The organism is Vibrio sp. 10N.222.49.A3 (assembly GCF_041475145.1).
Classification (GTDB): domain Bacteria; phylum Pseudomonadota; class Gammaproteobacteria; order Enterobacterales; family Vibrionaceae; genus Vibrio; species Vibrio tasmaniensis_A.
On sequence record NZ_JBFRVM010000104.1, the window covers coordinates 1 to 26,156 of the forward strand.

The window sequence follows — 26,156 nt, forward strand, 5'->3', positions numbered from 1 at the left end:
CTAGTGTTGGTTTCCATTCAGTTACAAGGTTGTGGTCGCTATCACGAACGTAAACCGTGCCGTTTTCAATGCTCAAGTAGCCATCGACTTCACCGTGAGTCGATACTTGCCACATGTTTTCTGCAATTTGGTCAACTTGACGGCCATTGTCAGCGTCTGGCGTTGCTTCAATTGGGTTTGCTGGTGTATTTTCTACTGGGTTAACAGCGTCAATATTAGGTAAGTTACCAGGTAAGTCTGAACCGTTCGAGCCCGATGTGTTGCTTGAAGAACCACTGAATAATCCTGCAACTAATGCCGCAGAGGTCGCGCCAACCATTGCCCAACCGCCTTCACTGTCTTTCTGATATAAGTTGCCATCGACAACAGCGACAGAGCTTTCTTGTGCTTCAAGCTGGGCTAGAACCGATGCGTCAATTGCTGAAATTTGATTTTCGATCAAAGCATTAGTTTGCTTGTTTGCTTCAACAACATTTACTTGTTGTGCCAATGTTCCGAATGAAATCATTGAAAGAATAGTTGTGGCTAGTATGGTTTTTTTCATTAATTAGCTTCTCAAAGAGTTTGAACGTTAGTTACGCGTCTATGCGGTTAAGTTGGCGCTCTTGCCGTTGATGAAGAGAATAATGGGTGCCGGATTTTTGTGCTAATGGCCAAAAGGAACATCGCTATTAACCAATGGTTAATAGCGATGTTTTGATTGCAAGGTGGTTCGCAAAGGCATCTTTCCTCAAGAGGTTGCTTACACAGATACCGTAAATAGGTTATTTATCCCAATCTTCGAGAAGCTGGGTAATGATACTTAGCAGCCATTGTTGCGTTGGGTCATTTTTATCTTTTATTGGGTAATAGACCAGTATGTCTTTTACTAAGTTCTGCTCTGTATCTATAGGGCTCAAGGCTTTAAGGTTTGGGTATCGTTCGATATGAATATACCCTGTTGAAGGGAATAAAATGTTGGTTTCAGAAATGGTTTCCAAGATCGCAGATGGGAGCTCCGAACGGAAAACGATGTTCGGTTGAAGTGTTATGTCAACCTCTCGAATAATCTTTTCAGCAAAGGATTCTTTTAAGTTCCAATCGGCAGCGATAAGCGTCGCAATTGGGTAATTTTGAACATCGGAAAACTCAATGCGATCTTGAATGGGGTGATCTTTCCTCACATAGACTCGAAACTGGTCTTTGGTTATCAACTGGCACGCAATATCTTATCCTAGATAATGGAAGGTCGTAATTGATGCCGAGTTTACTTGTGCCTATAGAAATATCTTCTAGAGAACTCTTTGACCAGTTAACTAAATGAAGTTCAACGTTAGGAGCTTGTTGATGAATTTCAGTAAAGAGATCTTTCCCTATTGCGTGTAATAGAAATGGAGAGATCGCAATTGTGAGTTTTCCATTAAGATCACTCGGTGCAAATTCTTGAAGTGACTTGATGTTATTATTTAAAGTGTCGAAGGTTGGGGCGATCTTTTGTGCCAGGTTGTCAGAGAATGGTGTCGGGCTTAACCCTCTAGGTACTTTTAAAAATAATTGGTCATCAAAATGATGACGTAGTCGATTGAGTGACTTACTTAGTGCAGGGGCCGATACATGAAGGCGTGTTGATGCTCTTTGAAGGTTTTTTTCTTGGTAAATAACTAGGAAAGTGCGTAACAGGTTCAAATCCAAATTATTGTAAAAGTCTTTGGCCATTCTTGCCCCTTAATATTTGTATAAAACGAAATGGCAATTGAACATAACGAGGGCGTGTTGTGAGTATTATCTGTTAAACGCGTTATTGTCAATTAAGTAGTTAAGATAGCTGAAAAGCAGTTTGATTAATAATTTAATCGAGCTAAATTCGTTATGCACTTCGCTTAAAATCGCCCGCAGCATTTTTTAAGTTAATTGAAAATGCGAGATACTGGCCTTTTCATTTTTCTCTGCCCACTCACACCGCCTCTCAACCATTCACTCCTGGTAATTACCATTCGTCGCATTGATAAAACGGCATGACAAATTCTAGTTAACCTTTCAACGTCAACATTTGAAAGGGATTAGAAATTATGACTACTTTACACTCATTTAATTCAGGCTTTACCACTTCTCTGCTTAAGCGTTCATTACTGATTGCACTTGTTTCATTCGCACCCACTTTGGCGCAGGCTAACCCAAGTTCAGACGTTCTTGATATCTACAATCAAGCCGCGCAAGGCAATGAAGATCTGGTTGAGGTGGCTTACGAACGCCTGAATGACACGTTACAACAAGATGGTGCTACGCCACTGACTTTAGTTTATTTAGGAAGCACAGAAACCCTGATGGGGCGTGATGCGTTCTTACCTTGGAACAAGATGAAGTATGTGGAGAAAGGCTTATCAACCATTGATAAATCACTGGTGCTGCTGAAAGACGAAGACCAACCAATTCATGAGCAACCTCGTGTTCAAGGGCTACCAGATTCTTACCTAACTCGCGCCATGGCTGCGGTGACTTACACCTCTCTACCAGACATGTTTAACCATTTCGATCGTGGTTATGACCTTTTCCTCTCGTTACTTGCGGAAGATGATTTTCAACAACAACATTTCGCTGCGACATCGTGGATTTACCGTTACGCCATTACCGCATCGATTCGTGCTGAAGACTTCGAGCAAGCACAGGTGTGGCTTGAAAAAATGGAAAACACCGATGCCGGAAACATCGAGACCATGACAGCGAAGGCCCTAATAGCGAAAGCCAAATAGCGGTTTACTAAAGCTCATTAACAACTGCGAACGCTTAAAAATTATGGGTCAGTGGAGGACAAAGGAATGATTGAATTTAAAAATATCGGCAAAGCATATGTCACGGGCGGTCAACGTGTTGATGCATTAAACGGGGTCGATGGACATATCCAGCGCGGTGAAATGGTGGCGCTGTGTGGCCCGTCGGGTTCTGGCAAAAGCACACTTTTGAATATTTTGGGTTTGTTGGATATGGACTATCGAGGGCAGATTAACATTGATGGCCAGCCGTATCCGACAGAGCAAATCGCCGCTGCGCGTTTTCGTCGTCAGTCGTTGGGTTTTGTGTTTCAGCGCTTCAATTTGGTTCCTGTGATGACGGCGCTTGAGAACGTCGCTTACCCATTGATGTTGAACCAATGCTCTAAGCAAGAACAGCAGAGCAGAGCGCAAGACATGTTAGAGCGTGTTGGGCTAGGGGATTACGTTCATCACCGACCAGACAACCTTTCAGGTGGCCAGCAACAACGTGTCGCGATAGCTAGAGCCCTTATCCATAACCCAAGCTTGGTGATTGCCGATGAGCCGACCGCTAGCTTAGACAGCCACACCGCCAACCTTGTGATCGATATCATGAAAGAGCTCGGCCACGAAATGGGCACGACTTTTATCGTCGCAACGCACGACCCAAGAATGGCGCAGCGTTGTGACCGAGTGATTGAGTTAATCGATGGCCAACTGGCTCCGCAAACTACAGCAACGGAGGCGATCTCATGGGCAAGCTAACACAAGGGTTGAGCACTGTTCTGGTTCCTACGTCGGTTCGCTTAGCGTGGCTTAATCTATTAAGAAATGGTCGCCGTAGTTTGTTGTCGGTCTTGATCATCGCGATTGCCGTATTTGCACTCACCAGTGCGGGTGGCTATGGGCTTTACACCTACGAATCCTTAAGGGAATCGACCGCGCGCGATACTGGTCATCTTACTTTGAGCACACCGGGTTATTTTGAGCAAGATGAAGACATGCCGCTGAGCAATGGTCTCGATAATGTTCAAGCGCTCACCAAGAGCATTATTGGTGACAGTGATGTGCGTGGCGTTCAACCACGAGTCTACTTCAGCGGCTTGGTTTCTAACGGCAGTAAGTCGACCATCTTTATGGGAACGGGCGTTAATGAGCGTGAGTTCGACATGAAAGGACCATTCCTTGATGTGCGCAGCGGGCAAACCCTGTCGGATGTGAGATCTCCAAGATACGACAGCCAAGAGCCACAAGTGATGCTGGGAACTGACCTTGCTCGTAACCTCAAAGTTGCCGTTGGTGATTGGGTTACACTGCTTGCGACTACTAGTGATGGCGCTTTGAATGCCTTTGATTTTAAGGTGCAGGGCATCTACTCGACAGGGGTGCCTGAGCTGGATAAGCGTCAACTGTATGTTCATATCACCACTGCTCAAGAGCTTTTGGCCTCAGACAAAGTCAGTACCTTGTCGGTGTTCCTATTTGAAACCAACAAGACCTCGACCGTTCAACAGCGTATCCAAACTGCTTTAGATCGAAATAGCGCTAGCCAAAACGATCAAGGCACAGAGATCGAGATCACTCCGTGGCAAGATCGCGCGTTTTTCTACACCAAGGTTAAAGATCTTTACGACCGGATCTTCGGCATCATGGGCGCTGTGATGGCGTTGGTGGTGTTCGTGTCGCTGTTTAACACTATGACCATGTCGGTGACCGAGCGCACTCGTGAAATTGGCACCTTGTCGGCACTTGGCAGTTACCCCTCTGAAATCGTGGTGGGCTTCTTAAAAGAGGCGGGATTACTGGCTGTGATTGGCAGCGCGATCGGCGCGTTAGTGAGTGGTTTAGTGTCGGTGTTACTGCTGGTGGTTGATATACAAATGCCGCCACCTCCCGGCAGAACCGAGGGCTACCCACTCAATATTTACTTCTCATTGGAATTAGTTGGTTACGCCACTTTAGGTGTGCTGACGATATGTTTGTTGGCTGCTTATTTCTCTGCTCGCAAAGGCGTGAATAAGCCAATCACGGAGGCGCTGGTTTATGTATAAATTTACTCGTTTACTCACTGTTTTAGGTTCTGTATTGGTTTTGGTTCTAGCATCGACACCAAGCTGGGCAGTCGATTCACAACAAGTCACTGAGATGATCGCCAAGGCAGATAGCTACCGCTTGAACAGCGCACAAGCCTCTAAGGTAGTGTCTGTGGTGGCGCTGTATCAAGACGAGCAACTGGACAAAACCCGTGAATACAACGTCTACACAAGGCCAAACCGAGAGTCACTAGTGGTCTTTAAATCAGCCGTCGAGACTGGGCAAAAGATGCTGATGATTGAAGATAACTATTGGTTGTTGATGCCGAAATCTCGTCGACCAATTCGTATCACACCGATGCAAAAGCTATTGGGCGAAGCCTCGGTAGGGGATATCTCGACGCTGACGTGGAGCGAAGACTACCAAGGGGAGTGGGTTGCCGAGCAACAGGTTGAGATGCCGACTGGCGAGACACTAAATACCCATCACCTAAAGCTTGCGGCGAAAACCAAGGGTGCCAGCTATCAATCGATTGATCTGTGGTTAACGGCAGATCGAGCATTCCCAGTTAAAGCGGATATGTATCTGCGTTCGGGAAAACTGGCGAAGCAAGCGTGGTTTACCGAAGGCGTGCGAGATGGATTACCAACCGTTGTGTCGATGACCTTGCTCGATAAGATTCAACCAAGCAAGAAAACCGTGATTGAGTATCGCGAAGTGATTGAACAAAGCTTGGAAGACAAATACTACAACCCTGCTTACTTATCGCGTAACAGTGTGTCTGGGCTTTAGGTGGGTGTCATGAAAGCTTCCAATCGCCGATTCCACATCAAGTCTTCAATCGCTACTTTGCTTGCTTTGTCTTGTGTGAGTAACACGATTCAAGCGGACGATCTGAACTTGGCGTGGGATTGGCAACTCAGTGCAGAAGCCGTTGAATCGCGAGAGTCGCCATTCAGCCCCTTACCATCTAATAATCGTCAGTCATTCAATGGCTTGCTGGATCTTGAGGTTGGATATGGCAATTGGCTTGGTCTGTTTGCAGTGAAAGCCAATGATATTCTAAGCAATAACCCTCAAGAACAAGACGCGAGCTTCGAATCGGAATTCATTGTGCGTGAGTTGTTCTGGCAAGGTGGAGTTGAGCTGTCGAATTCAGCGTTCGGTGACTACTATCTTGATGTCACGCTCGGCAAGGTTCGCCTTGATTGGGGCGTGGGTTATGGCTACCGACCTTTAGACATCATCAAGCCTTATCGACAAAACCCGGTAGGCATTGTCGCAGAAGAGGGCGCGGGTGTGGCCTCGGCGTCACTGTTCGATATGACGGGAGAATGGACACTGCTTTACAGCGATTCGTCATGGACTTCTCAAGACGTAAATGAATTCGAAAAGCAGAACCAGCAACAAGGATTTGGGTTACGTCGTTACAACCTAGTGGGTGACCATGAGTATCAGTGGGTCGCTTATTATGACGATGTACGTCACGGCTTACTTGGGGCGAGTTTAGTGTCGGTATTAAACCTCGCGTGGGAGTTTCACGGCTCGGTGGTCTATCAACGACAAAGCCTTGGATACAGCCAGCCTGATTCAATGCTTAAACCGGTTTATCTTGAAGAGCAGGGCGAGGCTTATCAGGCGTTGGCAGGACTTACGTGGGCCAATGACACCGGCCACAATGTGGTGTTGGAATACTGGTTTGATAGCCGAGCGTGGAGTAATTCTGAGTGGCAAAGCGCAATAGAAAGTGCCGAGTCTTTGTCGGTTAATCCGATGACAGCATCACTGGCCGGTTCTTACGCGCGAGGTTATCAACACGCCAATTTGGTTCAACACAACATTATGTTTCACTGGTCTTTGGATTCGACACATGGCTGGCTCGAAGATATCACGCCGACATTCGACGTCATGTTGTCTCCTCAAGACGGCGGCTTTATTGCTACCCAGTGGCTCAACTATCAGGCGTTAGATAATGGCCATTCATCGTTGGATTTGGAACTTGCTGCACGCTTTCTAGGCGGTAAAAGTGATTCTGCTTACGCCAACTTACCCGATAGTCATATGATTCTTTTAAATATCAAAGGACGATTTTAATGAACACTTCTTCAAACAGTCAGTTTTCATGGATTAAAAGCTTCACGCTGACCACTCTGTTTTGTTTCGTCATTGCTATCACCACTCAAACGATTTGGGGCGGAGACCTTGTGGTTAACCTCGCGATCAGTTTTGGTTTTGGTTACAGCGCAGTGGGTTCTTCTTTCATCCTAGTGAAGTTGTTCAAGAGGACATCACGAACGCTTGAAGTGGGTATCTCAATGGTGTTCGCGATGACCTTTGGTACCTTGAACGCGCACTATTGGTTGAACGGATATTTTGGAGCCAATATCTCTGACCTTAAATCCGTAGTCTTGCTCGGTGTGATCTTCTGTTCGGTTTGTTATTACTACTTCTATACCCGAGAGCAACAACTACGCGCTGATAACGAATTGGAAGTGGCCAAGCGTCGTCAGGCCGATCAAGAGAAGGTTGTGGTGCTGAGTCAGCTTAAGCAACTGCAAAGCCAAATTGAACCGCACTTCTTGTTCAACACACTTGCGACCATCAATGTGTTGATTGAGAGTGATAGCGCTAAAGCTAAACTGATGCTCGAAAAGTTGACTGACTTGCTGCGTGTGACTTTGAAAAACAGCCGCACCGAGCAATCGACCATCGCACAAGAGGTCGACTTGTTAGACGCTTATCTTAATATCCAAAAGATACGCTTGGGGGAGCGCTTAACGTTCTCGATTGAAACACACGAGATTAGTGAATTGCAGGTGATTCCACCGTTCTTGATTCAACCCTTGGTCGAGAATGCACTCACACACGGTATTGAACCCAAAGCCGCTGGTGGCCAAGTGAATATTCGTATTACTCAACAATCCCAGCAGCTAAAAATTGAAGTGGCTGATAATGGCGCTGGGTTGAAAACGCCCTCTGCGAATACGGGGCATGGTGTTGGGTTAAGCAATATTCGTCAAAGAATTGAAACCCTTTATGGCGATAAGGCGAGCCTAACGATTACTGAACAAGCTGAGGGAGGGGTAGTCTCTACGATCTTGTTACCACTGACTGACGCAGCCGCTTAGAATTACAGACCAGAAAGCACAGAACAGTGACGAAAAATAGACGATTTACAGTGTGAATTTAAAGGACTAACCATGAACAACCCAGCAATACAGCCGAGCGTAACGGCGATTATCGCAGACGATGAAGCACTGTTAAGGCACCATCTCGACAAGAGTTTGGCTGAGGTTTGGCCGGAGTTAGAGATCGTCGGTAAGGCACAAAACGGTTTGGAGGCGATGCAGAGTATTCAGCAGCTTAAGCCCGACGTGGCTTTTCTCGATATTCGTATGCCTGAGCTGGATGGAATATCACTAGCGAAACAACTCAACAAGCTAGATTCGCCGCCATTGATTGTGTTCATTACGGCTTATGACGAATACGCAGTTAAAGCCTTTGAATACAATGCTATGGATTACCTGCTGAAGCCAATCAACGAAGAGCGTCTACTCGCTACCTGTCAGAAGGTTCAAGTACGTCTGTCGAGCAATCAAACACAATCAGGTATTACGCCAGAACAGCCCGATATCACGGCGTTAATGGCTCAACTTCAACAGTTATCACAATCGACGTCACAGCAAACGCAGCCTCCTTATCTATCGCAGCCCCTTTACCAACAGCAGAAGAAACATCTAACGTGGCTCAAAGCCAGTGTTGGGGAAGACATCCACCTAATCGCAGTCGATGATGTGGCTTACTTCAAAGCGGAAGGCAAGTACGTGTCTATATTTAAAAAGGGCCAAGGCGGCTCGCTAGAGGAGTTTATTCTTCGTGTGTCACTAAAAGAGTTGATAGCGCAGCTTAACCCTGATGAGTTCTGGCAGATCCACCGCTCGGTGGTGGTTAAAGTATCCGCTATTGATAAGGTGAAGAAAGGGCTGTCCGGTCAGATGTCGGCTTATGTGTCAGGAGAGAAGTTACCGATCAGCCGTGCCTCGCAAGCTCTTTTTAAAGGGATGTGAGAAACCTGTTTAAGGGAATTTAATAAATCAGTTTTAAGGGATGTGAAATCACCCGATCTATAACCTATGACTATCAGCTTGTGTAATTTATAAAGTTGACAGTTTCATGCATGTTCAGATTGTCTCTCAAAATTTAAATGACTGAATTTATATAAAATTATTATGCTATTGCGATCGGATATATTGGAGGAAAGCCCTTCAAAGAGATCGTTATGAAAGCATACTATTTAGTCGTCGTATTGAGCTCCACATTGCTAGGTTGCAGCTCTACTCCTCAACAACAAACGTTATTGAAATCCGATCCATACTGGGTCAAAGGAGAGTTAGATAACGGATTAACCTACCATGTCTACCCTGACCAAGAACAACCGGTCTCGGTACGCTTACTCGTGCATGCCGGATCTTTGCAAGAGAGCGAACAACAGAAAGGGTACGCCCACTTTGTTGAGCATATGGCGTTTAATGGCAGCAAGAACTTTTCAGGAAATGAGGTGGTCGAGCTATTTGAGCAATCTGGTGCCAGCTTTGGTGCAGACTTAAATGCTTATACCTCTTACCAAGAAACCCTCTATAAATTAGATCTGCCTGACAATAAGAACCTAGATAAAGCGCTGGCTTGGTTTAGAGACATTGGCGATGGTTTATTGCTGTCCGAAGCTGAAATTGAAAAAGAGAAAGGTGTGATACTTGGGGAATTTCGATACACGCGAGTTGAAGATAAGCCCCTCTCGTTTAAGTTCTACGATCATCTGATTGAAGGGACGACTTACCAAAGTAACGATCCCATCGGCAATAAAAAATCCGTTTCTAATGCGAATGTTCAAGAATTAAAGAACTATTACCAAACTTGGTATCAACCTCAGTTAACTGAAGTGATTGTCTCTGGTGATATCACACTGGCAGAAGTGATCCCTTTGATTGAAGACACTTTCTCTGATTGGCAAAGAGGCACAACACCGGTTCCCGTGAAGAACACGTCAGTGGATTACAATACTCAAGATTTTGTGGCGTATGGATCTGGTGTCGAGCCTCCGAGCATCGGGATAGTCATTGATCGTGGGGAAAGAGTGACACAGAGCCATGAGCAACAACATCAGCTTTGGTTAGATGATATTGCTCAACAACTTATCCAACAAAGGTTGAATTCTGACTTTGTTGACGCTGCGTTACCTGTGCAGTGGGTTTTTTCAACACCCTACTTATTAGAGTACCAAAGGTATTCGATTACTACGGTCAGTTTTCCTGTTGGTAGCCGAGAGCAAAGTCAGCAGCAGTTTGTTTCTACTCTCGCCTCTTTGCGTGATTATGGCGTAAGTGAATATGAGTTGGCGAGTGTGCTTCAGCAATACCAAGCAAACCTTGACGATATTCAACTAAACTGGGATCAAATGGATGCTGTGGCTCATGCTGATGGTAAATCGACAGCATTGGTGATTAACCAACCCGTTCAATCACAGCTTGATTATAAGTCGAGTTTGAAAACGTTTCTTGCGAATACGGATCTCGAGGCCGTGAATGATAACTTAGATGATTTGCTTTCTAGCCCTTACATTTTGGGGTTAGGTTTATCTTCTAAGGAAGATCTTCAAGCCATGGAGAATGAGCTAAAAGATGTCAGAAAAGCCTATAAAAAGACGGGTAACAAACCACTGCTCGTTACCGCAAGTTCTGCGTTTAGCGTGCCAGAATCTCAAGGCGACATTGTGAAACAAATTCAGGTGAGTGAGGATCCTAACTTACAGCAATGGACATTGAGCAATGGTATCGAGGTTTGGTATTTACGAAACCCTGAGGTGGGTAATAATGTTGGCGTTTATTATGCCAGTGAAGGTGGTAAGTCAGCCCTAGATCCTTCTTTATTTCCTGCGCTAGAGGTGGCAATTCCAGCTTCGAATCGCAGTGGCGTTGGTAAATTCAGTGGCTCGGAATTAAATTCCCATTTGAAACGTAAAGACATCCAAATTTACCCCTTCATTAACTTCACTCATCACGGGTTGGAAATAAACACTAAGAAGAAGACGCTCGCAGAAGGCTTGGCTGCACTGTATACCATTGTGACCGAACCTAAAATCGACAGCGATCAGCTTGAGGCAGTGAAGTCTGAATTCACGCAAGGTCGTACTGCCTACCTAGAAACCCCATTGGGACAGTTTACCCAGATGGTGAATCGCAACAGCTATCAAGATAGTAGTCGTCATATCATGTTGGAAAGTGAAGATGTTGAAGCTGTTACACCTCAAGATATACTTGATATACAGCATCAACTCTTTCAGAAGTTAAGAGACAATACGCTTGTCATCGTTGCTGATATTAAGCCATCTGAAATTAAGCCCCTCGTACGCCAATATGTTGCTTCATTGCCACTAGAAGCGGTTGAATCTCCTAATTATGAGGTGGCTTATAAAACGGATTCAGAAGAGCGAATAGATGTATCGATCAACAATGAAGACAGCAGTCAGTACTTGCTGCGTGTAATTTCCCAGCAAGCTCGGGATAAAACAGCAAAAGATGTGTTTATGGATGATATGCTGCAGCGCGTATTGTCGAGTCGCCTAACGGCTTATGTTCGTGAAGAGTTAGGCTTGGATTATGCACCTTACGTGTATTCGGTCGCTCAAGACAGTGAGCCAAGTTACGACTGGTTGGTGGGCTCCTTAACAGCCCCTGAAAACTTAGATCAGGTTGAACAGGCGATTGATAAAGTTATTGCTGAAGCCGTTAAAGGCATTTCTGAAGATGAGACTCGAACCGCTGCTAAACAGCTAGTGGCTGACCTCACGCCACTTCAATATAAGCCTACTCAACAAGCTTGGTTTATTTCACGTTACTTAATTCATGACTACGGTGTTGAGGCACTGTTTGACTTACAGGGAACGACAGATTCAATTTCTAGTAAAGATATGACGGAGTATGCTAAAGAAATTTTTGGAGATAACAGCTACCAGTTGAAGAACTTGTTAAGGCCAAAAAGTTAAGCCCATTGAGAGAGTGACCTTGTAGAAAAGTCGCTTTCAACCTTAAATCTAAGATATCGAACCTAAGCCAAATGCACCGTCATTTGGCTTTTTTATTTGGGTTAGGGTTAGTCTTTAAACTCGTTACTTTTTAATTCATCACTTTCAAGCTTGTCACTTTTAAACTAGTTACTGACTTTTAAATGCTCGTAATTTGCGCCTTATATAACTGAGTGCAATTTATAAAATAAAGATCTAGATCACAAAGATACTCATCCGGTTCAATATTAAATAATAATCGTTAACTCAATCTGTATATTGTCGATGAATGACATTAAGAGGTTGTTATGAAAACATATTATTTAGCGGCGGCTGTATGCCTCACCTTGGTTGGCTGTAGTTCAACATCAAGTATCACCGAAACCTTAATCCAGCCGGATCCGGCATGGACATCAGGTCAGCTAGAAAATGGCCTTACCTACCACGTTTATCCAGATCATGAAGAATCCGTATCTGTTCGTTTAGTTGTGCACGCGGGTTCGTTCCAAGAGACTGACCAACAAGAAGGTTATGCGCACTTTTTGGAGCACATGGCATTCAATGGCAGTAAAAATTTCTCTCAAAATGACGTGATTCGTCTATTCGAAGATGCAGGCGCTAGCTTTGGCGCTGATATCAATGCCTACACTTCTTACCAAGAAACTGTGTATCAATTAGATTTACCTGACAATGTCCAATTACAGTCTGCCCTGACGTGGATGCGAGACATTGGTGATGCTCTGGACCTATCAAGTTCAGAAGTCGAAAAAGAGAAAGGTGTGATTCTTGGTGAGTTCCGTTATGCACGCTTAGACGACAAGCCATTCGCAGAACAGTTTTTAGACCACTTCATTGAGGGTGGTCAGTATGAAGGCCAAGATGCACTTGGTACTAAAGAGTCTGTACTCAGCGCGACTTCCCAAGGGCTAAATAACTTTTATCAGACTTGGTATCAACCTCAGAACGTTGAGGTGATTGTCTCCGGTGACATTGACACAAAAACCGTCATTCCATTAATTGAACAGAAGTTTTCAGATTGGCAGCGAGGACAAACTCCCAAGCCAGTAAAACAAAGAATTACCACCTTTAATGAAGGTGATTATATTGAGTATGCAGAATCGGAAGCGCCAAGTATCTCTTTGATGATCAACCGAGGGGCAAGTGCGGTAGACACTCGCGCGCAACAGCATCAACTTTGGCTTGATGAGACAGCACAACAACTGATCAGGCAGCGACTTAATACCAAGTTCAATGATGCGGCTTTGCCAACTCAATGGATAAGTTCCAAACATTATTCTATGGAATATCAGCGCTATTCATTGGTGGATGTTGGCTTTCCTGTCGGCGCTCGTGAGGTGACTCAAAAGGAGCTAATCGCCACATTGGCATCTCTGCGTGATTATGGCGTCTCTGAAAATGAGATAATTAGCGAACAGCATTATTATCAAGACTTACTCGATAATGTTGAGATCGATTGGGACAATATGGACAGCGTACAGCACGCTAACCAGAAAGCGACGGCTTTAGTGAACGAACAAATCGTGCAATCACAACGAGACTATGAAGCGAGCCTTGAAGAGTTTGTCGCAAATCTCGATCTTGATGTGATTAATGCCAATATTAAGGCTTTGCTTTCTAGCGACTATTTCGTAGTGGTTGGTATGAATGAAAGTGAAGATAAAGTTGCGGTTACCCAAGCCATCGAGAGCTTGAAAGCAACTTATAGCGAAAAGGGTGTCAAACCGTTGTTTTCGGTGACCAGCAGTGCTTTTGCTGTTCCTAGTTCGCAAGGCGATATTGAGTTAGTGGAACAGATGTATGTAGACCCATATGTTCAAAAGTGGACGCTTAGCAATGGTATCGATATGTGGTATATGCGTGACTATCTTGCAGGCGATGACATAGGTATTTATTACACAAGCTTAGGTGGTATGGCAGCACTCGATCCTAAGTTATATCCAGCGTCAGAGTTAGCTCTTGCTGCTATCGGTAGAAGTGGTGTTGGCAGTTTTTCAGGAACGGAGCTTAATGCGCATTTGGATCGTGAAGATATTCAGGTTTATCCGTTTATCGATTTTACTCACCATGGCGTCGAATTTAAGCTTACCAGTAATGGCTTAGCGGAAACTTTTGCTGCACTCAACGCGATCGTTACATCAGTCAAGGTATCGCCAGAGCAACTGGAGGCGGTTAAGCAAGAATTCATTCAAAATCGAGATTCTTACTTAGCAAGCCCTACTGGTCAGTTCGGATATGCAATGAACCAAAATACCTATCAAGCGGACAGTGATCATGTGTTGCTCGATAGTAAAAGTGTGGAAACGGTTTCTGTTGAAGAGATAAAGAGCGTTCATCAGCAGTTGTTTGGTCAATTCCGAAATAATCAGCTGGTTATTGTGGGCGACATTGATCCAAGTGAACTGAAACCTCTGGTTCGCCAGTACTTGGCTTCTATTCCATTGGAAAAAGCCGTTGTGCCTGACTTTAACGTCGCGTACAAGCACCCATCTAAAGCGCGTATTGATTTGTCGGTCAACACGGCTAATAGCACTGAGTACATGCTAAGAGTCATTGCGGAGCCTTCCGAGCAAACTGGAATAGTAAGAGGGCAAACGGCGAAAGATATCTTTATGGAAGACATGCTGCAACGCCTGCTTGTTACTCGTTTAGACGCGTACATACGTGAAGATTTAAGTCTAGATTACTCACCTTATGCTTACTGTGTATCGCAAGATGGTGATACAAGCCATGACTGGTTTATTGGTGCGCTGATCGACCCTAAAAATGCCGATAAGATAGAGGTCGCGATTGATAAAGTGATTGGAGACCTTCTGAAGGGCGTATCAAATGATGAGATTAGAGCGGCAGGCAAGCAACTAGAAGCGGACTTTACGCCTTTAGATACTAGTGTTGTTGATCAAGCATGGTTCGTGTCTCGTTATCTTTTGCACGACTATGGTGTAGAAGCCTTGTTTAACGTGAAAGCGACGGTTAACTCAATTTCTCGTGAAGATATGAATCAACTTGTCCAACGCATCTTTGGTGAAAATAGCCGTAAGGTTAAGAACATCATGCGTCCTAAAGCCTAAAGCCTAAAGCCTAAAGCCTAAAGCCTAAAGCAGACAGAAACACTTAACCCAAAGCCAAGCGCACACCGCTTGGCTTTCTTGTTTTTACACCATTCATAATATCTATGCACCAAGCTTTGTTGAGCTCTTTTTGAGGTATATAAATCTAAATGCCGTGAGTGCCTAATCGGTTGCATCGTATCATTTTCTAAAAAAATGTTTTAAATCAAGACAGCGTTTCATTTGTATTGTAGATTGACGATCTACGAGAATGTTGTTTGGATATTAGATTGCTTAAATTAGGTACCCGATTAGTCTTAATGTTGTTTTTACTGAGCTTTGGCTTAGTGAACTCTAACGGCTATTCGTTCCCTTCTAAGCCATTTCAAATTCATTCGGCTCAAGAGCAATCTTCACAGAATGAACAATCTTCCTCGATAAAACAGTGTAAACAAGCCGCTACGGATAACCCGTCGAGCTACTTCGAGTGCAACAAAGCTCAGTTTGGCACCGATCCTTCTGGTGACAGTTCCAACTATCACGACACTGAGTCGAGCCTCCAAGCTGCAAACTTCAGACGTATGCTCAGTAACGAGCAAGAAAGCGTGGCCGATCTTGAGCCTGCTTATCATCTACTGATTGACTTCTCTCCCCCCTCAATACTGGCTTCCCTGCTCTTCAACACGCCGTTGTTGGATTCCAAGCTGCACTGGACCAGTATTGTGAGTTCTCCGTCTTCCCGGCTTTCGGGGTGGAAAGAGGGCAACATCCAATACTCGCATTTCCGAGAACTTCTTAGCTAATCGTTTGACCCTAAATTGGTCGTATCGATGGTCGCCTAGTGCCCATTGAACTCGCCAGTTAACCAAGACAAACATAGCGACATCAGCTTTAGCATCACTACCGTTCAATCAGCTTGTTCTGGTTCCAGCTATCGATCGTGTTCGCAAAACATTAGTTATACCAATCGTAGTAAATAACTGGTCAACCTAGCCGGTTAAAATGCTCGTTCACTGCTTTTTTCCGGTGCTATTTTTGAGCACGTATTTACGGTGATTGGTAAAAAGAAGAGATCTTGACTGTGAAAAAATGCATTCCAAGAAAACAAATCAACCACTATTCAAAGTGGAAATACGCGGTGCTTATCGCCACCATTATCATCATGGTTCTGAGTGCTTTACCTTCTTGGTATGGCGAGAATGCATCGGTTCAAATCAGCAATCGCTCTGAGCAGACAATCGATGCGACTCAAATTACTCAATACCTTGCGAGCGAAGGCATCCAAGCCAAATCTGCATTTCAAAAAGACAAACGTTTAGTCGTGATCTTAGAAGATGCTGAACAACAAGCGAAAGCCAAAGAGGTGCTGAATGAGCGCCTATTGGATAACGCGACGGTTGCGCTAGCGATGGAACCAGCAGCACCTAAATGGCTAACAGACATGGGTTTTGCGCCGATTCAGTTAGGCCTTGATTTGCGTGGTGGTGTGCAGTTCTTATTAGAAGTGGATATGGAGCCGGTTTATCACGCGCAAGCTCAAGCGATGGTCGACGAGATCACCAGCGAAGTGCGTTATGCCCGCGGTAAAGTGGTGAACAACCAAGTTCAGTTTGATTTCCGTACCGACGCCGATTTCGAAAAAGCCCAGAAGCTGATTCGTCAAGAGTTCCCACAATGGCTACGTAACCGCTCAGACAAGTCGCTAACGTTAACTCAGTCTGAAGAAGAGCAAAGAACGCTACGCAACCTTACGGTTCAACAAAACCTGCAAATCATGCGCAGCCGTATTGAAGAGCTAGGCATCACGGAGGCATCGATTCAACGCCAAGGTGAAAGCCGTATCCGTATCGAGTTGCCGGGTGTACAAGACCCTGCAGCTGCGAAAGACGTGATTGGTGCAACGGCATCTTTGGCGTTCTATTCGGTGTACGACAATGCCACTCGCAGTACTCAAACCCTGAAAGATTCAGACGGCAACCGTGTGGTAGTCGACCGCAAGGCAGTGTTGAGTGGCGAGCATATTATCGATGCTCGCAGTGGCATTGGTGAGATGGGCAGTGCAGAAGTCAACATTACGCTGGATTCTTCTGGTGGTAAGAAAATGTCTGAGTTCTCACGTCATAACATCGGTAAGCCAATGGCAACGGTGTACAGCGAATACAGCCGTGATAGAGCGGGCAACAGCAAGCAAGACAGCGAAGTGATTAGTGTGGCAAACATCCAATCTCAACTGGGTAGCCGCTTCAGAATCACAGGCGCTGGCAGCTTGGCAGACGCACAAGAGCTTGCGTTACTGTTGCGTGCGGGGTCATTGACTGCGCCTGTGACCATCATTGAAGAACGTACTATTGGCCCATCTTTGGGTGCTGAAAATGTAACCAACGGCTTTGCTGCTTTGGCTCTTGGCCTTGGCCTTACGCTAACGTTTATGGCGCTATGGTACCGCCGCTTAGGTTGGGTCGCGAACTGTGCATTGGTGGTTAACATGACCACATTGTTTGGTTTGATTGCGCTGCTACCGGGTGCGGTGTTAACTCTGCCGGGTATTGCGGGTTTAGTACTGACCGTTGGTATGGCGGTGGACACCAACGTGCTTATCTTCGAGCGTATTCGAGACAAGATGAAAGAAGGGCGCAGCTTTGCTAGCTCTATCGATCGTGGTTTCGATAGCGCATTCTCGTCAATTTTCGATGCTAACGTCACCACCATGATCGTTGCTGTGGCTCTATATACCATTGGTAATGGACCGATTCAGGGCTTCGCTCTGACACTGGGCTTAGGTCTTCTAACCAGTATGTTTACGGGTATTTTTGCTTCACGAGCGATCATCAATTTGGTTTGGGGGCGTGACCAACGCCACGATGTAAGGATTTAAGCATGAGTACTTCAAAAATGACTATTTCAGACCGCTATTTTTCAAATAGCAATATGACTCGCCTTCGTAAGGTGATGTCTGTGATTTCTATTGTGCTGTTCATGAGCTCTGTGATGCTGGTGGCAGTGAAAGGTTTTAACTGGGGTTTGGACTTTACTGGCGGTGTGGTTGCCGAGGTTCAACTCTCTGATCAAGTAACCAAAGATGCGTTAAAAACCAAGCTCGACACGGCTTTCCAACAAGACGTTCAAGTGGTCGGTATGGCAGAGCAGGATCGCTGGACGATTCGTTACAGCCAACTGACAGACGCCCCACAACCAAACTTAGTGGATGCTTTGTCATCGGTAAGTGACCAAGTAAAAGTGCTTAACAGCAGCGTGGTTGGGCCTCAAGTGGGTCAAGACATGGTTGACCAAGGTGGCTTGGCGGTATTGGTGTGTTTCCTAATGATCATGCTGTACCTGAGTGTACGGTTTGAATGGCGTTTGGCTCTGGGTGCGCTTGCCGCGATCATCTATGACGTGACGCTTATTTTAGGTTTGTTCGCCTTTACTCAGTTTGAGTTCAACCTGACTGTATTAGCGGCCGTGTTGGCGATTTTGGGTTACTCATTGAATGACTCGATCATCATTGCTGACCGTGTTCGTGAAATGCTGCGCGGCAATCCAAACGGTGATACTGACAACCTGCTTAACGAATCAGTTAAAGCGACCTTCTCACGCACCATGGTGACTTCAGGAACGACGCTAATCACCGTATCTGCGCTTTGGCTACTGGGTGGTGCGGCACTGCAAGGTTTCGCTATTGCACTCGTTGTGGGTATTGTCAGCGGTACGTGGTCCTCTATTTCAGTAGGCATCACCCTACCTAAATTACTTGGATTGCAGCCTTGTCACTATCAGGTGAAACCAGTAGTAGAAGTTGAGGGTGAGTATCCTTAGTTTCCTGATTGCTTAAGTCTTCTAATTGGATAGCGCTCAGCCTTAGTCCTCATTGACTAACGAGTGAGTTCAGCAAAGCCTTTCGTTTGTAGCAAGACGAAGGGCTTTATTTTTTATAAGAGTCAGTCAGTTAGTTAAAAGAGAGGCTATTTCAAAAAACAATGGATTGAGCAGGCAAGCCCTCATTATATGAAGTATGTTTATATGACGTCAGTAGAAATGAGGCAAGGGAATGGAATATCGACATCAATGTCATGTAGGCGACCACGGTGATGCACTCAAGCATCCAGTATTGAGTGCACTGGTTAAATCATTAATGCAGCAACACTCTCGCCTCAATGTTATCGACACGCATTCAGGCACAGGGTGTTATGACCTCACTACAGCGCCAAGCAATCACGCCGGTGAATTCGCTGAAGGGGTCGGGTACTTGTGGCGAAACAAAGCTTATCTTCCTCCAGCATTCGCTTCTTTTATGTCGGTGCTGGAATACTACAACCCGAATCAACTTATCTCTCTCTATCCGGGCTCAGCAGCCATCACTTACCAACAAGGCCGCAGCCAAGATAGTTTCTATTTTTCAGACATTCAGCAAGATGAAGCTGATTTACTGCAAACTAACATTGAGAAGTTACAACGTGACTTTGATGTTTCAAGCAAGCTCACTATTACCGCAGGTGATGGGCTCAAAGCGCTGCCTGATGATGTAGCAAAACACGATAATCATCACCTGATTGTTATCGATCCTCCCTATGAAACCGATTCTGAATATCTCGCGGTGATCGATGCCTTGGTTAAGGCGTATCAACAATCTGATAAGGTATCTGCACTAATTTGGTACCCGCTTTACACGGATGACAAGAGCTCACTGATTCTGAATCACTGTGTTACTGCAGTGAAAGATGGTTTGCTGCCAAGTCCGATTAAGTCGGAGCTTCGCCTTCGAGACCCTAAGGGTGATGATCGCCTAATCGGCAGTGGTTTGTTGTTATTCAACCCACCACAAGGCATTTCAGGAATAGTCGCAGATACGCTTGATTATTTACACAGCCAACTCTCGACCAATGGTGAAGGCTACTGGCAAATGAGAAGCCTATAGATCTGATTTTTATGGGTTTTATGATGATTTTCGAGATGTAGATCGCTAAATTATTTCAATCTGTATGGTTTAAATTGACCAAACTCTAACTTTTATCGATTGATTTATCGCGATGAATCATATAAAAATAGTACATCAATGCGCACAGGTGCATACTGGCTCATAAGTTAAATAATTACCCAAATTAATATCAGATTGTGGTTTACCCCCTAAACTGCATAAGGCTCGCACTAGTCACGCGAGCCTTTCTTTTGCCTGAAAGAAAACTTAAGGCATTGTTAGCACTTCAAAATCCACTACAACGCTGGGTAATCGGTATAGCCTTTTTCGTTGCCGCCGAACAGAGTGGCGCCGTCGAGATCGGATAGTTCACTGCCGTTTTGTAGGCGTGAAACTAGATCTGGGTTAGCAACGAATGGGCGACCGAATGCGACGAGATCGGCGTAGCCTTTGCTTAACACTTCTTCGGCGCGTTCTGGTGTGTAGCTGCCAGCAACGATGATGGTGTTAGAGAACAACTCTCTTAGTTCGACACGGAAGCTTTCAGGTATCACAGGCGCGTCATCCCAATCGGCTTCTGATAGGTGCAGATAAGCGATATTTCGAGCTTGCAGTTCCTTTGACGCTTCTAAAATCGTTGGTACGATGTCTGGGCAGTTCATGTCTTTGAAGGTGATGAATGGGGCTAAACGTACGCCCACTTTGTCAGCACCAATCGCTTCAATTACCGCATCCACGACTTCAATTAGAAAGCGAAGTCGGTTCTCACGACTGCCACCATAGTTGTCGGTGCGCTTATTTGAATTGGTTCTTAGGAATTGATCGATGAGGTAGCCATTACCACCGTGGATTTCCACTCCGTTGAACCCTGCCTCGAGTGCTTTTTTCGCTGAGTGAGCAAAATCTTGAACAACACGATCGATGTCTGCTTGGGTCATTTCTCTTGGTTGAATGCAATCCACCATGTTTCCGTTTCCATTCTCATCAGAGATCCAAACCTGAGTTTCTACCGGAGCCAGTGCCGAAGGCGCGATTGGCAGTTCACCTTTTTGGAAGGTTGGATGAGACACGCGCCCCACATGCCATAGTTGGCAGAATATCGCAGCGCCTTGTTCTTTAGCGGCAGAGGTGACACCTTGCCAACCTTCCACTTGTTCGCGTGTGTAAACGCCGGGTGTGAATGAGTATCCTTGAGAGTCATCTGAGATTTGTGTCGCTTCAGTGATGATGAGTCCAGCACTCGCTCGTTGTTGGTAGTAAGTCGCCATCATTTCATTTGGCACGTTTCCAGGTTGGCTTGTACGAGCGCGTGTCATGGGCGCCATAACCACACGGTTTTGTAGTTCTAGATCTTTGAGTTCTGCTGTTTCGAATAATTTGCTCATGGTATTTACCTTGTGTCGGTCATGTGTTGATTGATTTAGCGTGCGGTGGTCACTATTTCGATTCCGCAGGGCTGAAGATAGAGTCGTTTTGTGGCTTTTCAGCTCAGTTGGCTTTTGCAATAAGCAACAAACCAATCACTGGGACAACAACGGCTGCGAATGGAATCATTCCTGCGCCTAGTTGGCTGTCGAGTACCATGCCGCCTAAGAAGCCACCGAAGGCATTGGCCAAGTTAAACGCTGAGATATTCGCGGTTGCTGCTAGCTCTTGGCCTTCGCCACCGTGGTTCATTACTCGAAGCTGCATAGCAGGAACGTTCGCAAATGATGCAATACCAAAGACAAATGCAGCTGCAACGAATAGGATTTTGTTGTCTACCACAAGGCCAACCACCACCAATGACACGATCATTGCGACAGCCCAAAACATTGAAGCTTTGCCTAGGTTTTTATCTGAAGAGCGTCCGCCCAAGGTGTTACCTATGATTAAGCCGACACCAACAATCACTAAGATCCAAGTTACTGATTCTTGACCGTAACCCGTGATGTGCATGGCGATAGGTGCAAGGTAGCCGTAAAGCGTCATGAAGCCAGACCAAGCAAAAGCGGTGATCGCCAAGCTGATAAGCAGCATTGGATTTTTGAACGCCAACAGCTGAGTTTTGATGTCTCTCGCTTCGCTGTGACCCGTTGATTTGATAGATGTCAGGATAGAAATCATCGCAATCGTGCCAAGTGCCGCCACAGTATAGAAGGTGGTGTGCCAACCGAATTGCAAGCTCACCCAAGTACCTGCGGGAACCCCAAGAACGTTAGCGAGCGTTAAGCCAGCAAACATCTGACCAACAGCACGACCTGCCATTTTCTCAGACACTAAATTGGTCGCGACAACGGCACCTATGCCATAGAAAGGGCCTTGCACTAAGCCTGCGATAACGCGGCTTGCAAGTAGAAGTGGGTAGCTAGGAGCTAAGGCTGACAAGATATTACCGATGATGAACAAAGCCATTAAGCCAATCAGTACCATCTTCTTGTTAAAACGTGCGAGGTAGATGGTTAAGATCGGGCCACCAATAACGATAGCCAATGCGTAAGCACTGATTAGGTATCCGGCTTGACCTTCGGTGATCGAAAGGGATGTGGCAATTTGTGGAAGGATGCCTGCAATAACAAACTCAGCGGTGCCGATGGCAAAAGCTGCGAGTGTCAGTATCCAAACTTGGAATGGGATCTTTTCTTTATAGATCGCTTCTGGTTTCATAGTGAAGTACCTGTGTTAATTCTTGTTTGTTAGGACGTTTACATACACGCCCTAACGATTGTTCTTTGTTTCTTTGCGGAGTGTTAGCCGAGTAGAGCACCGCCATCGATGTCGATGATTGACCCCGTTACGTATGGGTTGTTAATCGCGAATAGATAGCCCATTGCAATATCTTTAGCCTCTCCGACTTTGCCTGCTGGTAGGTTGTTTTTGGCGTTGTCGTACATGGTTGAACGGGCTGAATCGTCCATGTTTTTGTAAGCTTCAGTCATGGTAAGGCCGGGGCTGACGGCGTTGACTCGAATCGGTGATAGCTCTTTGGCAAGCACCTTAGTTACGCTCTCTAGTGCGGCATTAATCGCGGTTTTTACGTAAGTACCAGCAACCACTTTGCGCGACAGCATGCCCGTGGTTAGCGTGATTGAGCCGTTTGGAGTCATGTAACGTGCGGCGTGCTTAGCTACGTTTAAGCTTCCCCAAAACTTGGTATCAAATGCTGCTTTTGCGTCTGCGATAGCAACGTCTGTCACTTTTCCTGCGGGAGCGTATGACCCCGCGGTTATCACCAAGTGATCAAATGCACCGATCGATTCGAAGTATTCACAAACCGATGTCTCATTGCTGATATCAACGCCGGTGTGTCGGCTGGCAATGTGTACTGTGTTGTCTTCGTTTCTCAATTGCATTGCTAATGCTTTGCCGATACCTGATGTTCCACCAATGATGACGAATGTGTGCTTTTCTTGGTTTGTAATTTCGTTGTTCATGTTCTGAATTCCTGCGTGTTTTGCTGATGGTTCATTATATTTATTCGACTAAATTTGATAATTGGCTAAAATATAAAATCATTATTCGGATTAACTGAATAGTAGGAGAGGTGGATGGACAAGTTTTCAGATATGACGATGTTCGTGAGCATTGTTAAGCATCATGGGTTAGCTGCGGCGGGGCGAGAGTTAGGGCTTTCTCCTGCGACCATGACAGCAAGGCTTCAGGCGTTGGAAGAGCGATATGGTGTGAAGTTGTTGAATCGAAGCACGCGTCATGTGTCTTTGACCGACTCTGGGGAGTTGTATCACAAGGCATGTTTGGAGATTTTAGACAACGTCAGTGAGGCCGAAAACCTGATTCAAAATGGCGTAAAAGAAGTCAAAGGCTCGCTAAAAATTGCCGCGCCAAAAGACATCGGAAAGCAGTACATTCTTCCTATTCTTTCGGAGTTTTGCCAGCAGTATCCGGACGTTATTCCTTACCTGTATTTGAACGATAACCTCTCGAACATTGCTGAATCTGGCATGGATATCGTGATTCGTTATGGTGAACTGGTCGACAGCAGTTTGATATCCAGACGCTTATCACCAAGCCGACGTGTGTTGTGCGCTTCTCCTGAGTATCTTGCTAAACATGGAACACCGTTAACACCACAAGATTTGGTCGAACACGACTGTTTAGCCATGCTGCGTAGCAATGAAGAGCTCAAGACATGGCACTTCCAAGACAATGATATGAAGAAGTCGGTGACGGTTGTGCCGAAGCGATTTTCAGACGATGGCGAAGTGATTCGCTACTGGGCATTAAAAGGTGAGGGCATTGCGCTTAAATCGGTGTTGGATGTGCAAGACGACATCAATAACCAACGCCTTGTTACTCTGCTTAATGGCTACATGAAAAACTTCAATACCGCGATGTCGGTGTCGAGCGCCGATTTGAATGTGGTGTACATCAGCAAGAAATATCAGCCTAAGCGTATCCGGCTGTTTTTGGATTTTCTGTTTGAACGCTTTGGCGATTTGGTTGAAAAGTCTAGTTAGATTAGCCGAGAAGCAGCGCATGACAGATATCTCGAACTCAACACCCGGCTACGGACAGAGGACATTGAACTGGTTATGATACGACCAACATAAGGATGTGATTGGAGATAAAAATGAAAATCGTCGGAGATACGGTTATCAAACCTTTTCATAAGGCAACTTGCCATTGTGGTGCGGTTGAATTAGAGCTCAGCCTACCTAACGGAATAGAAAAACCGCGCCGTTGTGACTGTTCTATCTGCCGTCGTAGAGGGGCAATTGTGGGTTCTTTGGCGTTGGATGGTATTAAGATTTTGAAAGGCGCTGAGCATCTTAAGCTTTATCAATTCAATACCAACACCGCGAAGCATTACTTCTGCTCAAACTGCGGTATCTATACCCATCACCAACGCCGCTCAAGCCCAAATGAATACGGTTTTAACATCGGTTGTTTGGAAGGGGTAAACCCGTTTGATATTGGTGATGTGGTGACCAATGATGGCGTTAATCATCCTGCTGACCGCTAAGTCGTTACACAATATAAAAGGAATTAATTATGTCTGAATATGGAGCGGTCATTCGCTGGCAAAAAGTGGAAGATGAAGCCTTTAGCGACAACCAATACAGTCGCGCTCATACGTGGGAGTTCGATGGTGGTATCACTGTACCTGCTTCGTCTTCTCCTCATGTTGTGCCACTGCCGTTTTCAGTTGAGGCCAACGTTGATCCTGAAGAAGCCTTTATTGCGGCACTTTCTAGCTGCCATATGCTGACGTTTTTGGGCATTGCTGCAAAGCAGAAGTATGTGATCGACTCTTATGTGGATGATGCGATTGGTGTACTTGAGAAAGATGAATCAGGCCGCTCATCTGTCACTAAGGTGACTCTGCGACCTGACATTGTGTTTTCGGGCATTAAGATACCAACTGCCAAACAGCTCGACAAACTGCATCATTTAGCGCACAAAAACTGCTTTATCGCGAACTCGGTCAAGACTGAAATTGTGGTCGAGATGCGAGATTAATTTAAATTAGTCACAAGATTTCTCAGGAAGCTTCGTCTTTTGAGCCTTGTCATCGTCTTAAGGGTATTCAGGCAATCCAGTTGATTGCAAAAGAACCAAACACACTATTTGAGGAACCCTCCATGACAGCGTTTAACAGTGCATCGAATTACGGTGAACATGCGTTTATCAAAAGCAAACCAGAGATGCTAGAGAGCATTTACAACACCACCGATGTATTCCCATATTGGGTTGCCGATATGGACTTTAAGGTAGCGGAACCGATCACTCAAGAGCTTAATCGCTTGGTTGAGCGTGGTGTGTGGGATTGGATTGAGGGAGACAGGGCCACTTCGTTAAACGCTTGCATAATTTGTGCTTTCTCTAAGGCTTTATATTATTAGGTAAAGTCGCCCATATTAAAAGGGGTTGGGGTGAAAAATGGATCACACTACTAAAAAGTCACCACACCTTTTAGGAATTCAGGGCCATTCGTAAAACGAAATAACAGTGAAATCTGACTTTAGAAAGGCGATATTGTATCCGTCATTCCGCCCCCCAATTTAATAATTAAAATAGTATTATCCAGCGTTCATTTATCAGTAAAAAAACGGCACCATCTTGACCGAGCTCGGCAGTTTTGATCTATTACTGTTATTGGCTTTGTTGCGTAATTCAGTGGAACTAAATCATGAACCTACGATCTGTTCAGCTACGTCCACTACCTCTCATAGCCCTATGCCTAAACATCGTCACAAAACAATCAACTGGAAGCAATACAGCCAATCACTCATTAACTGCGGGTCTCTGTCTTTTTGGATTGATGAAGAGGTGATAAGTGGCTGAGCGCAAAGCAAAGCCGATTGGCGCGATGGTACGTCCAAGAATCTTGTTATTTCTAGCCTGTATTT

Annotated in this window: 21 protein-coding genes and 3 pseudogenes; 18 read left to right on the forward strand and 6 right to left on the reverse strand. The window is 45.3% G+C overall.

All coding sequences use genetic code 11. From position 1 onward, the window contains the following. From AB4589_RS17605 to AB4589_RS17615, 3 genes and pseudogenes are all read right to left on the reverse strand, one after another. Nucleotides 1-544: pseudogene (locus tag AB4589_RS17605) on the reverse strand (hypothetical protein); the annotation flags it as partial. Nucleotides 545-764: 220 nt separating this feature from the next. Continuing rightward, nucleotides 765-1,163, reverse strand: coding sequence for a hypothetical protein (locus AB4589_RS17610; protein ID WP_228607470.1), 399 nt, complete (start codon nt 1,161-1,163; stop codon nt 765-767). After that, nucleotides 1,129-1,695: a LysR family transcriptional regulator gene (locus AB4589_RS17615; RefSeq protein WP_372101303.1), complete on the reverse strand. Its 567-nt coding sequence runs from the start codon at nt 1,693-1,695 to the stop codon at nt 1,129-1,131. The genes AB4589_RS17610 and AB4589_RS17615 overlap by 35 nt, the downstream gene beginning before the upstream one ends. 353 nt (nt 1,696-2,048) lie before the next feature. Between AB4589_RS17615 and AB4589_RS17620 the strand changes: the two genes are divergently transcribed. The 13 genes from AB4589_RS17620 (at nt 2,049) to rlmJ (ending at nt 19,806) form a co-directional block, all read left to right on the forward strand. After that, nucleotides 2,049-2,729: a hypothetical protein gene (locus AB4589_RS17620; RefSeq protein WP_269335331.1), complete on the forward strand. Its 681-nt coding sequence runs from the start codon at nt 2,049-2,051 to the stop codon at nt 2,727-2,729. 66 nt (nt 2,730-2,795) lie between these two features. Then, complete coding sequence (locus AB4589_RS17625) at nt 2,796-3,494, forward strand: ABC transporter ATP-binding protein (RefSeq protein WP_041473190.1); 699 nt, start codon at nt 2,796-2,798, stop codon at nt 3,492-3,494. Continuing rightward, nucleotides 3,482-4,780, forward strand: a complete 1,299-nt coding sequence (locus AB4589_RS17630; protein ID WP_372101305.1) for an ABC transporter permease — start codon at nt 3,482-3,484, stop codon at nt 4,778-4,780. The genes AB4589_RS17625 and AB4589_RS17630 overlap by 13 nt, the downstream gene beginning before the upstream one ends. Further along, entirely contained in the window at nt 4,773-5,555 is a 783-nt protein-coding gene (locus AB4589_RS17635; RefSeq protein WP_193835426.1) for an outer membrane lipoprotein-sorting protein, read from the forward strand. The genes AB4589_RS17630 and AB4589_RS17635 overlap by 8 nt, the downstream gene beginning before the upstream one ends. Before the next feature lie 9 nt (nt 5,556-5,564). Beyond that, on the forward strand, nt 5,565-6,857 hold the full coding sequence (locus tag AB4589_RS17640; RefSeq protein ID WP_372101307.1) for a hypothetical protein: 1,293 nt from the start codon (nt 5,565-5,567) through the stop codon (nt 6,855-6,857). Beyond that, a complete protein-coding gene (locus AB4589_RS17645; protein ID WP_371710385.1) occupies nt 6,857-7,891 on the forward strand; it encodes a sensor histidine kinase in 1,035 nt (344 codons plus the stop codon). The genes AB4589_RS17640 and AB4589_RS17645 overlap by 1 nt, the downstream gene beginning before the upstream one ends. Before the next feature lie 72 nt (nt 7,892-7,963). Continuing rightward, nucleotides 7,964-8,830 carry a LytR/AlgR family response regulator transcription factor gene (locus tag AB4589_RS17650; RefSeq protein WP_372101309.1) on the forward strand — a complete coding sequence of 289 codons (867 nt, stop codon included), beginning with the start codon at nt 7,964-7,966 and terminating at the stop codon, nt 8,828-8,830. Between the two features lie 212 nt (nt 8,831-9,042). After that, the gene (locus tag AB4589_RS17655) at nt 9,043-11,805 is read left to right on the forward strand and encodes a M16 family metallopeptidase (RefSeq protein WP_371710387.1); all 2,763 of its coding nucleotides are present in this window, start codon (nt 9,043-9,045) and stop codon (nt 11,803-11,805) included. A 326-nt stretch (nt 11,806-12,131) separates the two neighbouring features. After that, the gene (locus tag AB4589_RS17660; RefSeq protein ID WP_372101311.1) at nt 12,132-14,912 is read left to right on the forward strand and encodes a M16 family metallopeptidase; all 2,781 of its coding nucleotides are present in this window, start codon (nt 12,132-12,134) and stop codon (nt 14,910-14,912) included. Between the two features lie 299 nt (nt 14,913-15,211). Further along, nucleotides 15,212-15,694: a hypothetical protein gene (locus AB4589_RS17665; RefSeq protein WP_029405832.1), complete on the forward strand. Its 483-nt coding sequence runs from the start codon at nt 15,212-15,214 to the stop codon at nt 15,692-15,694. Nucleotides 15,695-15,966: 272 nt separating this feature from the next. Beyond that, the gene (gene secD / locus AB4589_RS17670; protein ID WP_372101313.1) at nt 15,967-17,766 is read left to right on the forward strand and encodes a protein translocase subunit SecD; all 1,800 of its coding nucleotides are present in this window, start codon (nt 15,967-15,969) and stop codon (nt 17,764-17,766) included. A gap of 2 nt (nt 17,767-17,768) precedes the next feature. Next, complete coding sequence (secF, locus tag AB4589_RS17675; protein ID WP_017098826.1) at nt 17,769-18,707, forward strand: protein translocase subunit SecF; 939 nt, start codon at nt 17,769-17,771, stop codon at nt 18,705-18,707. Nucleotides 18,708-18,939: 232 nt separating this feature from the next. After that, nucleotides 18,940-19,806, forward strand: a complete 867-nt coding sequence (gene rlmJ / locus AB4589_RS17680; RefSeq protein ID WP_371710390.1) for a 23S rRNA (adenine(2030)-N(6))-methyltransferase RlmJ — start codon at nt 18,940-18,942, stop codon at nt 19,804-19,806. Between the two features lie 296 nt (nt 19,807-20,102). Here rlmJ and AB4589_RS17685 read toward each other — a convergent pair whose 3' ends face one another. The 3 genes from AB4589_RS17685 to AB4589_RS17695 all read right to left on the reverse strand — a co-directional run bounded on the left by AB4589_RS17685 (nt 20,103) and on the right by AB4589_RS17695 (nt 23,219). Continuing rightward, the gene (locus tag AB4589_RS17685; RefSeq protein ID WP_371710391.1) at nt 20,103-21,191 is read right to left on the reverse strand and encodes an alkene reductase; all 1,089 of its coding nucleotides are present in this window, start codon (nt 21,189-21,191) and stop codon (nt 20,103-20,105) included. 103 nt (nt 21,192-21,294) lie between these two features. Further along, entirely contained in the window at nt 21,295-22,452 is a 1,158-nt protein-coding gene (locus AB4589_RS17690; protein ID WP_371710392.1) for an MFS transporter, read from the reverse strand. A gap of 83 nt (nt 22,453-22,535) precedes the next feature. Further along, the gene (locus tag AB4589_RS17695; RefSeq protein ID WP_371710393.1) at nt 22,536-23,219 is read right to left on the reverse strand and encodes an SDR family oxidoreductase; all 684 of its coding nucleotides are present in this window, start codon (nt 23,217-23,219) and stop codon (nt 22,536-22,538) included. A gap of 114 nt (nt 23,220-23,333) precedes the next feature. Between AB4589_RS17695 and AB4589_RS17700 the strand changes: the two genes are divergently transcribed. The 5 genes and pseudogenes from AB4589_RS17700 to AB4589_RS17720 all read left to right on the forward strand — a co-directional run. Further along, entirely contained in the window at nt 23,334-24,263 is a 930-nt protein-coding gene (locus AB4589_RS17700; RefSeq protein WP_371710394.1) for a LysR family transcriptional regulator, read from the forward strand. 113 nt (nt 24,264-24,376) lie between these two features. Beyond that, entirely contained in the window at nt 24,377-24,769 is a 393-nt protein-coding gene (locus AB4589_RS17705; RefSeq protein WP_371710395.1) for a GFA family protein, read from the forward strand. Between the two features lie 29 nt (nt 24,770-24,798). Next, nucleotides 24,799-25,266: an OsmC family protein gene (locus AB4589_RS17710; RefSeq protein ID WP_371710396.1), complete on the forward strand. Its 468-nt coding sequence runs from the start codon at nt 24,799-24,801 to the stop codon at nt 25,264-25,266. An 80-nt stretch (nt 25,267-25,346) separates the two neighbouring features. Continuing rightward, nucleotides 25,347-25,577: pseudogene (locus AB4589_RS17715) on the forward strand (aspartate aminotransferase); the annotation flags it as partial. 406 nt (nt 25,578-25,983) lie between these two features. Further along, nucleotides 25,984-26,085, forward strand: a pseudogene (locus AB4589_RS17720) (IS5/IS1182 family transposase); the annotation flags it as partial. Nucleotides 26,086-26,156: the final 71 nt, after the last annotated feature.

Coding starts and splice junctions, on each gene's coding strand:
- AB4589_RS17615 (WP_372101303.1), bottom strand. CDS start 1,695: ATGGCCAAAGACTTTTACAATAATTTGGATTTGAACCTGTTACGCACT.
- AB4589_RS17620 (WP_269335331.1), top strand. CDS start 2,049: ATGACTACTTTACACTCATTTAATTCAGGCTTTACCACTTCTCTGCTT.
- AB4589_RS17625 (WP_041473190.1), top strand. CDS start 2,796: ATGATTGAATTTAAAAATATCGGCAAAGCATATGTCACGGGCGGTCAA.
- AB4589_RS17630 (WP_372101305.1), top strand. CDS start 3,482: ATGGGCAAGCTAACACAAGGGTTGAGCACTGTTCTGGTTCCTACGTCG.
- AB4589_RS17635 (WP_193835426.1), top strand. CDS start 4,773: ATGTATAAATTTACTCGTTTACTCACTGTTTTAGGTTCTGTATTGGTT.
- AB4589_RS17640 (WP_372101307.1), top strand. CDS start 5,565: ATGAAAGCTTCCAATCGCCGATTCCACATCAAGTCTTCAATCGCTACT.
- AB4589_RS17645 (WP_371710385.1), top strand. CDS start 6,857: ATGAACACTTCTTCAAACAGTCAGTTTTCATGGATTAAAAGCTTCACG.
- AB4589_RS17650 (WP_372101309.1), top strand. CDS start 7,964: ATGAACAACCCAGCAATACAGCCGAGCGTAACGGCGATTATCGCAGAC.
- AB4589_RS17655 (WP_371710387.1), top strand. CDS start 9,043: ATGAAAGCATACTATTTAGTCGTCGTATTGAGCTCCACATTGCTAGGT.
- AB4589_RS17660 (WP_372101311.1), top strand. CDS start 12,132: ATGAAAACATATTATTTAGCGGCGGCTGTATGCCTCACCTTGGTTGGC.
- AB4589_RS17665 (WP_029405832.1), top strand. CDS start 15,212: ATGTTGTTTTTACTGAGCTTTGGCTTAGTGAACTCTAACGGCTATTCG.
- secF (WP_017098826.1), top strand. CDS start 17,769: ATGAGTACTTCAAAAATGACTATTTCAGACCGCTATTTTTCAAATAGC.
- rlmJ (WP_371710390.1), top strand. CDS start 18,940: ATGGAATATCGACATCAATGTCATGTAGGCGACCACGGTGATGCACTC.
- AB4589_RS17685 (WP_371710391.1), bottom strand. CDS start 21,191: ATGAGCAAATTATTCGAAACAGCAGAACTCAAAGATCTAGAACTACAA.
- AB4589_RS17690 (WP_371710392.1), bottom strand. CDS start 22,452: ATGAAACCAGAAGCGATCTATAAAGAAAAGATCCCATTCCAAGTTTGG.
- AB4589_RS17695 (WP_371710393.1), bottom strand. CDS start 23,219: ATGAACAACGAAATTACAAACCAAGAAAAGCACACATTCGTCATCATT.
- AB4589_RS17700 (WP_371710394.1), top strand. CDS start 23,334: ATGGACAAGTTTTCAGATATGACGATGTTCGTGAGCATTGTTAAGCAT.
- AB4589_RS17705 (WP_371710395.1), top strand. CDS start 24,377: ATGAAAATCGTCGGAGATACGGTTATCAAACCTTTTCATAAGGCAACT.
- AB4589_RS17710 (WP_371710396.1), top strand. CDS start 24,799: ATGTCTGAATATGGAGCGGTCATTCGCTGGCAAAAAGTGGAAGATGAA.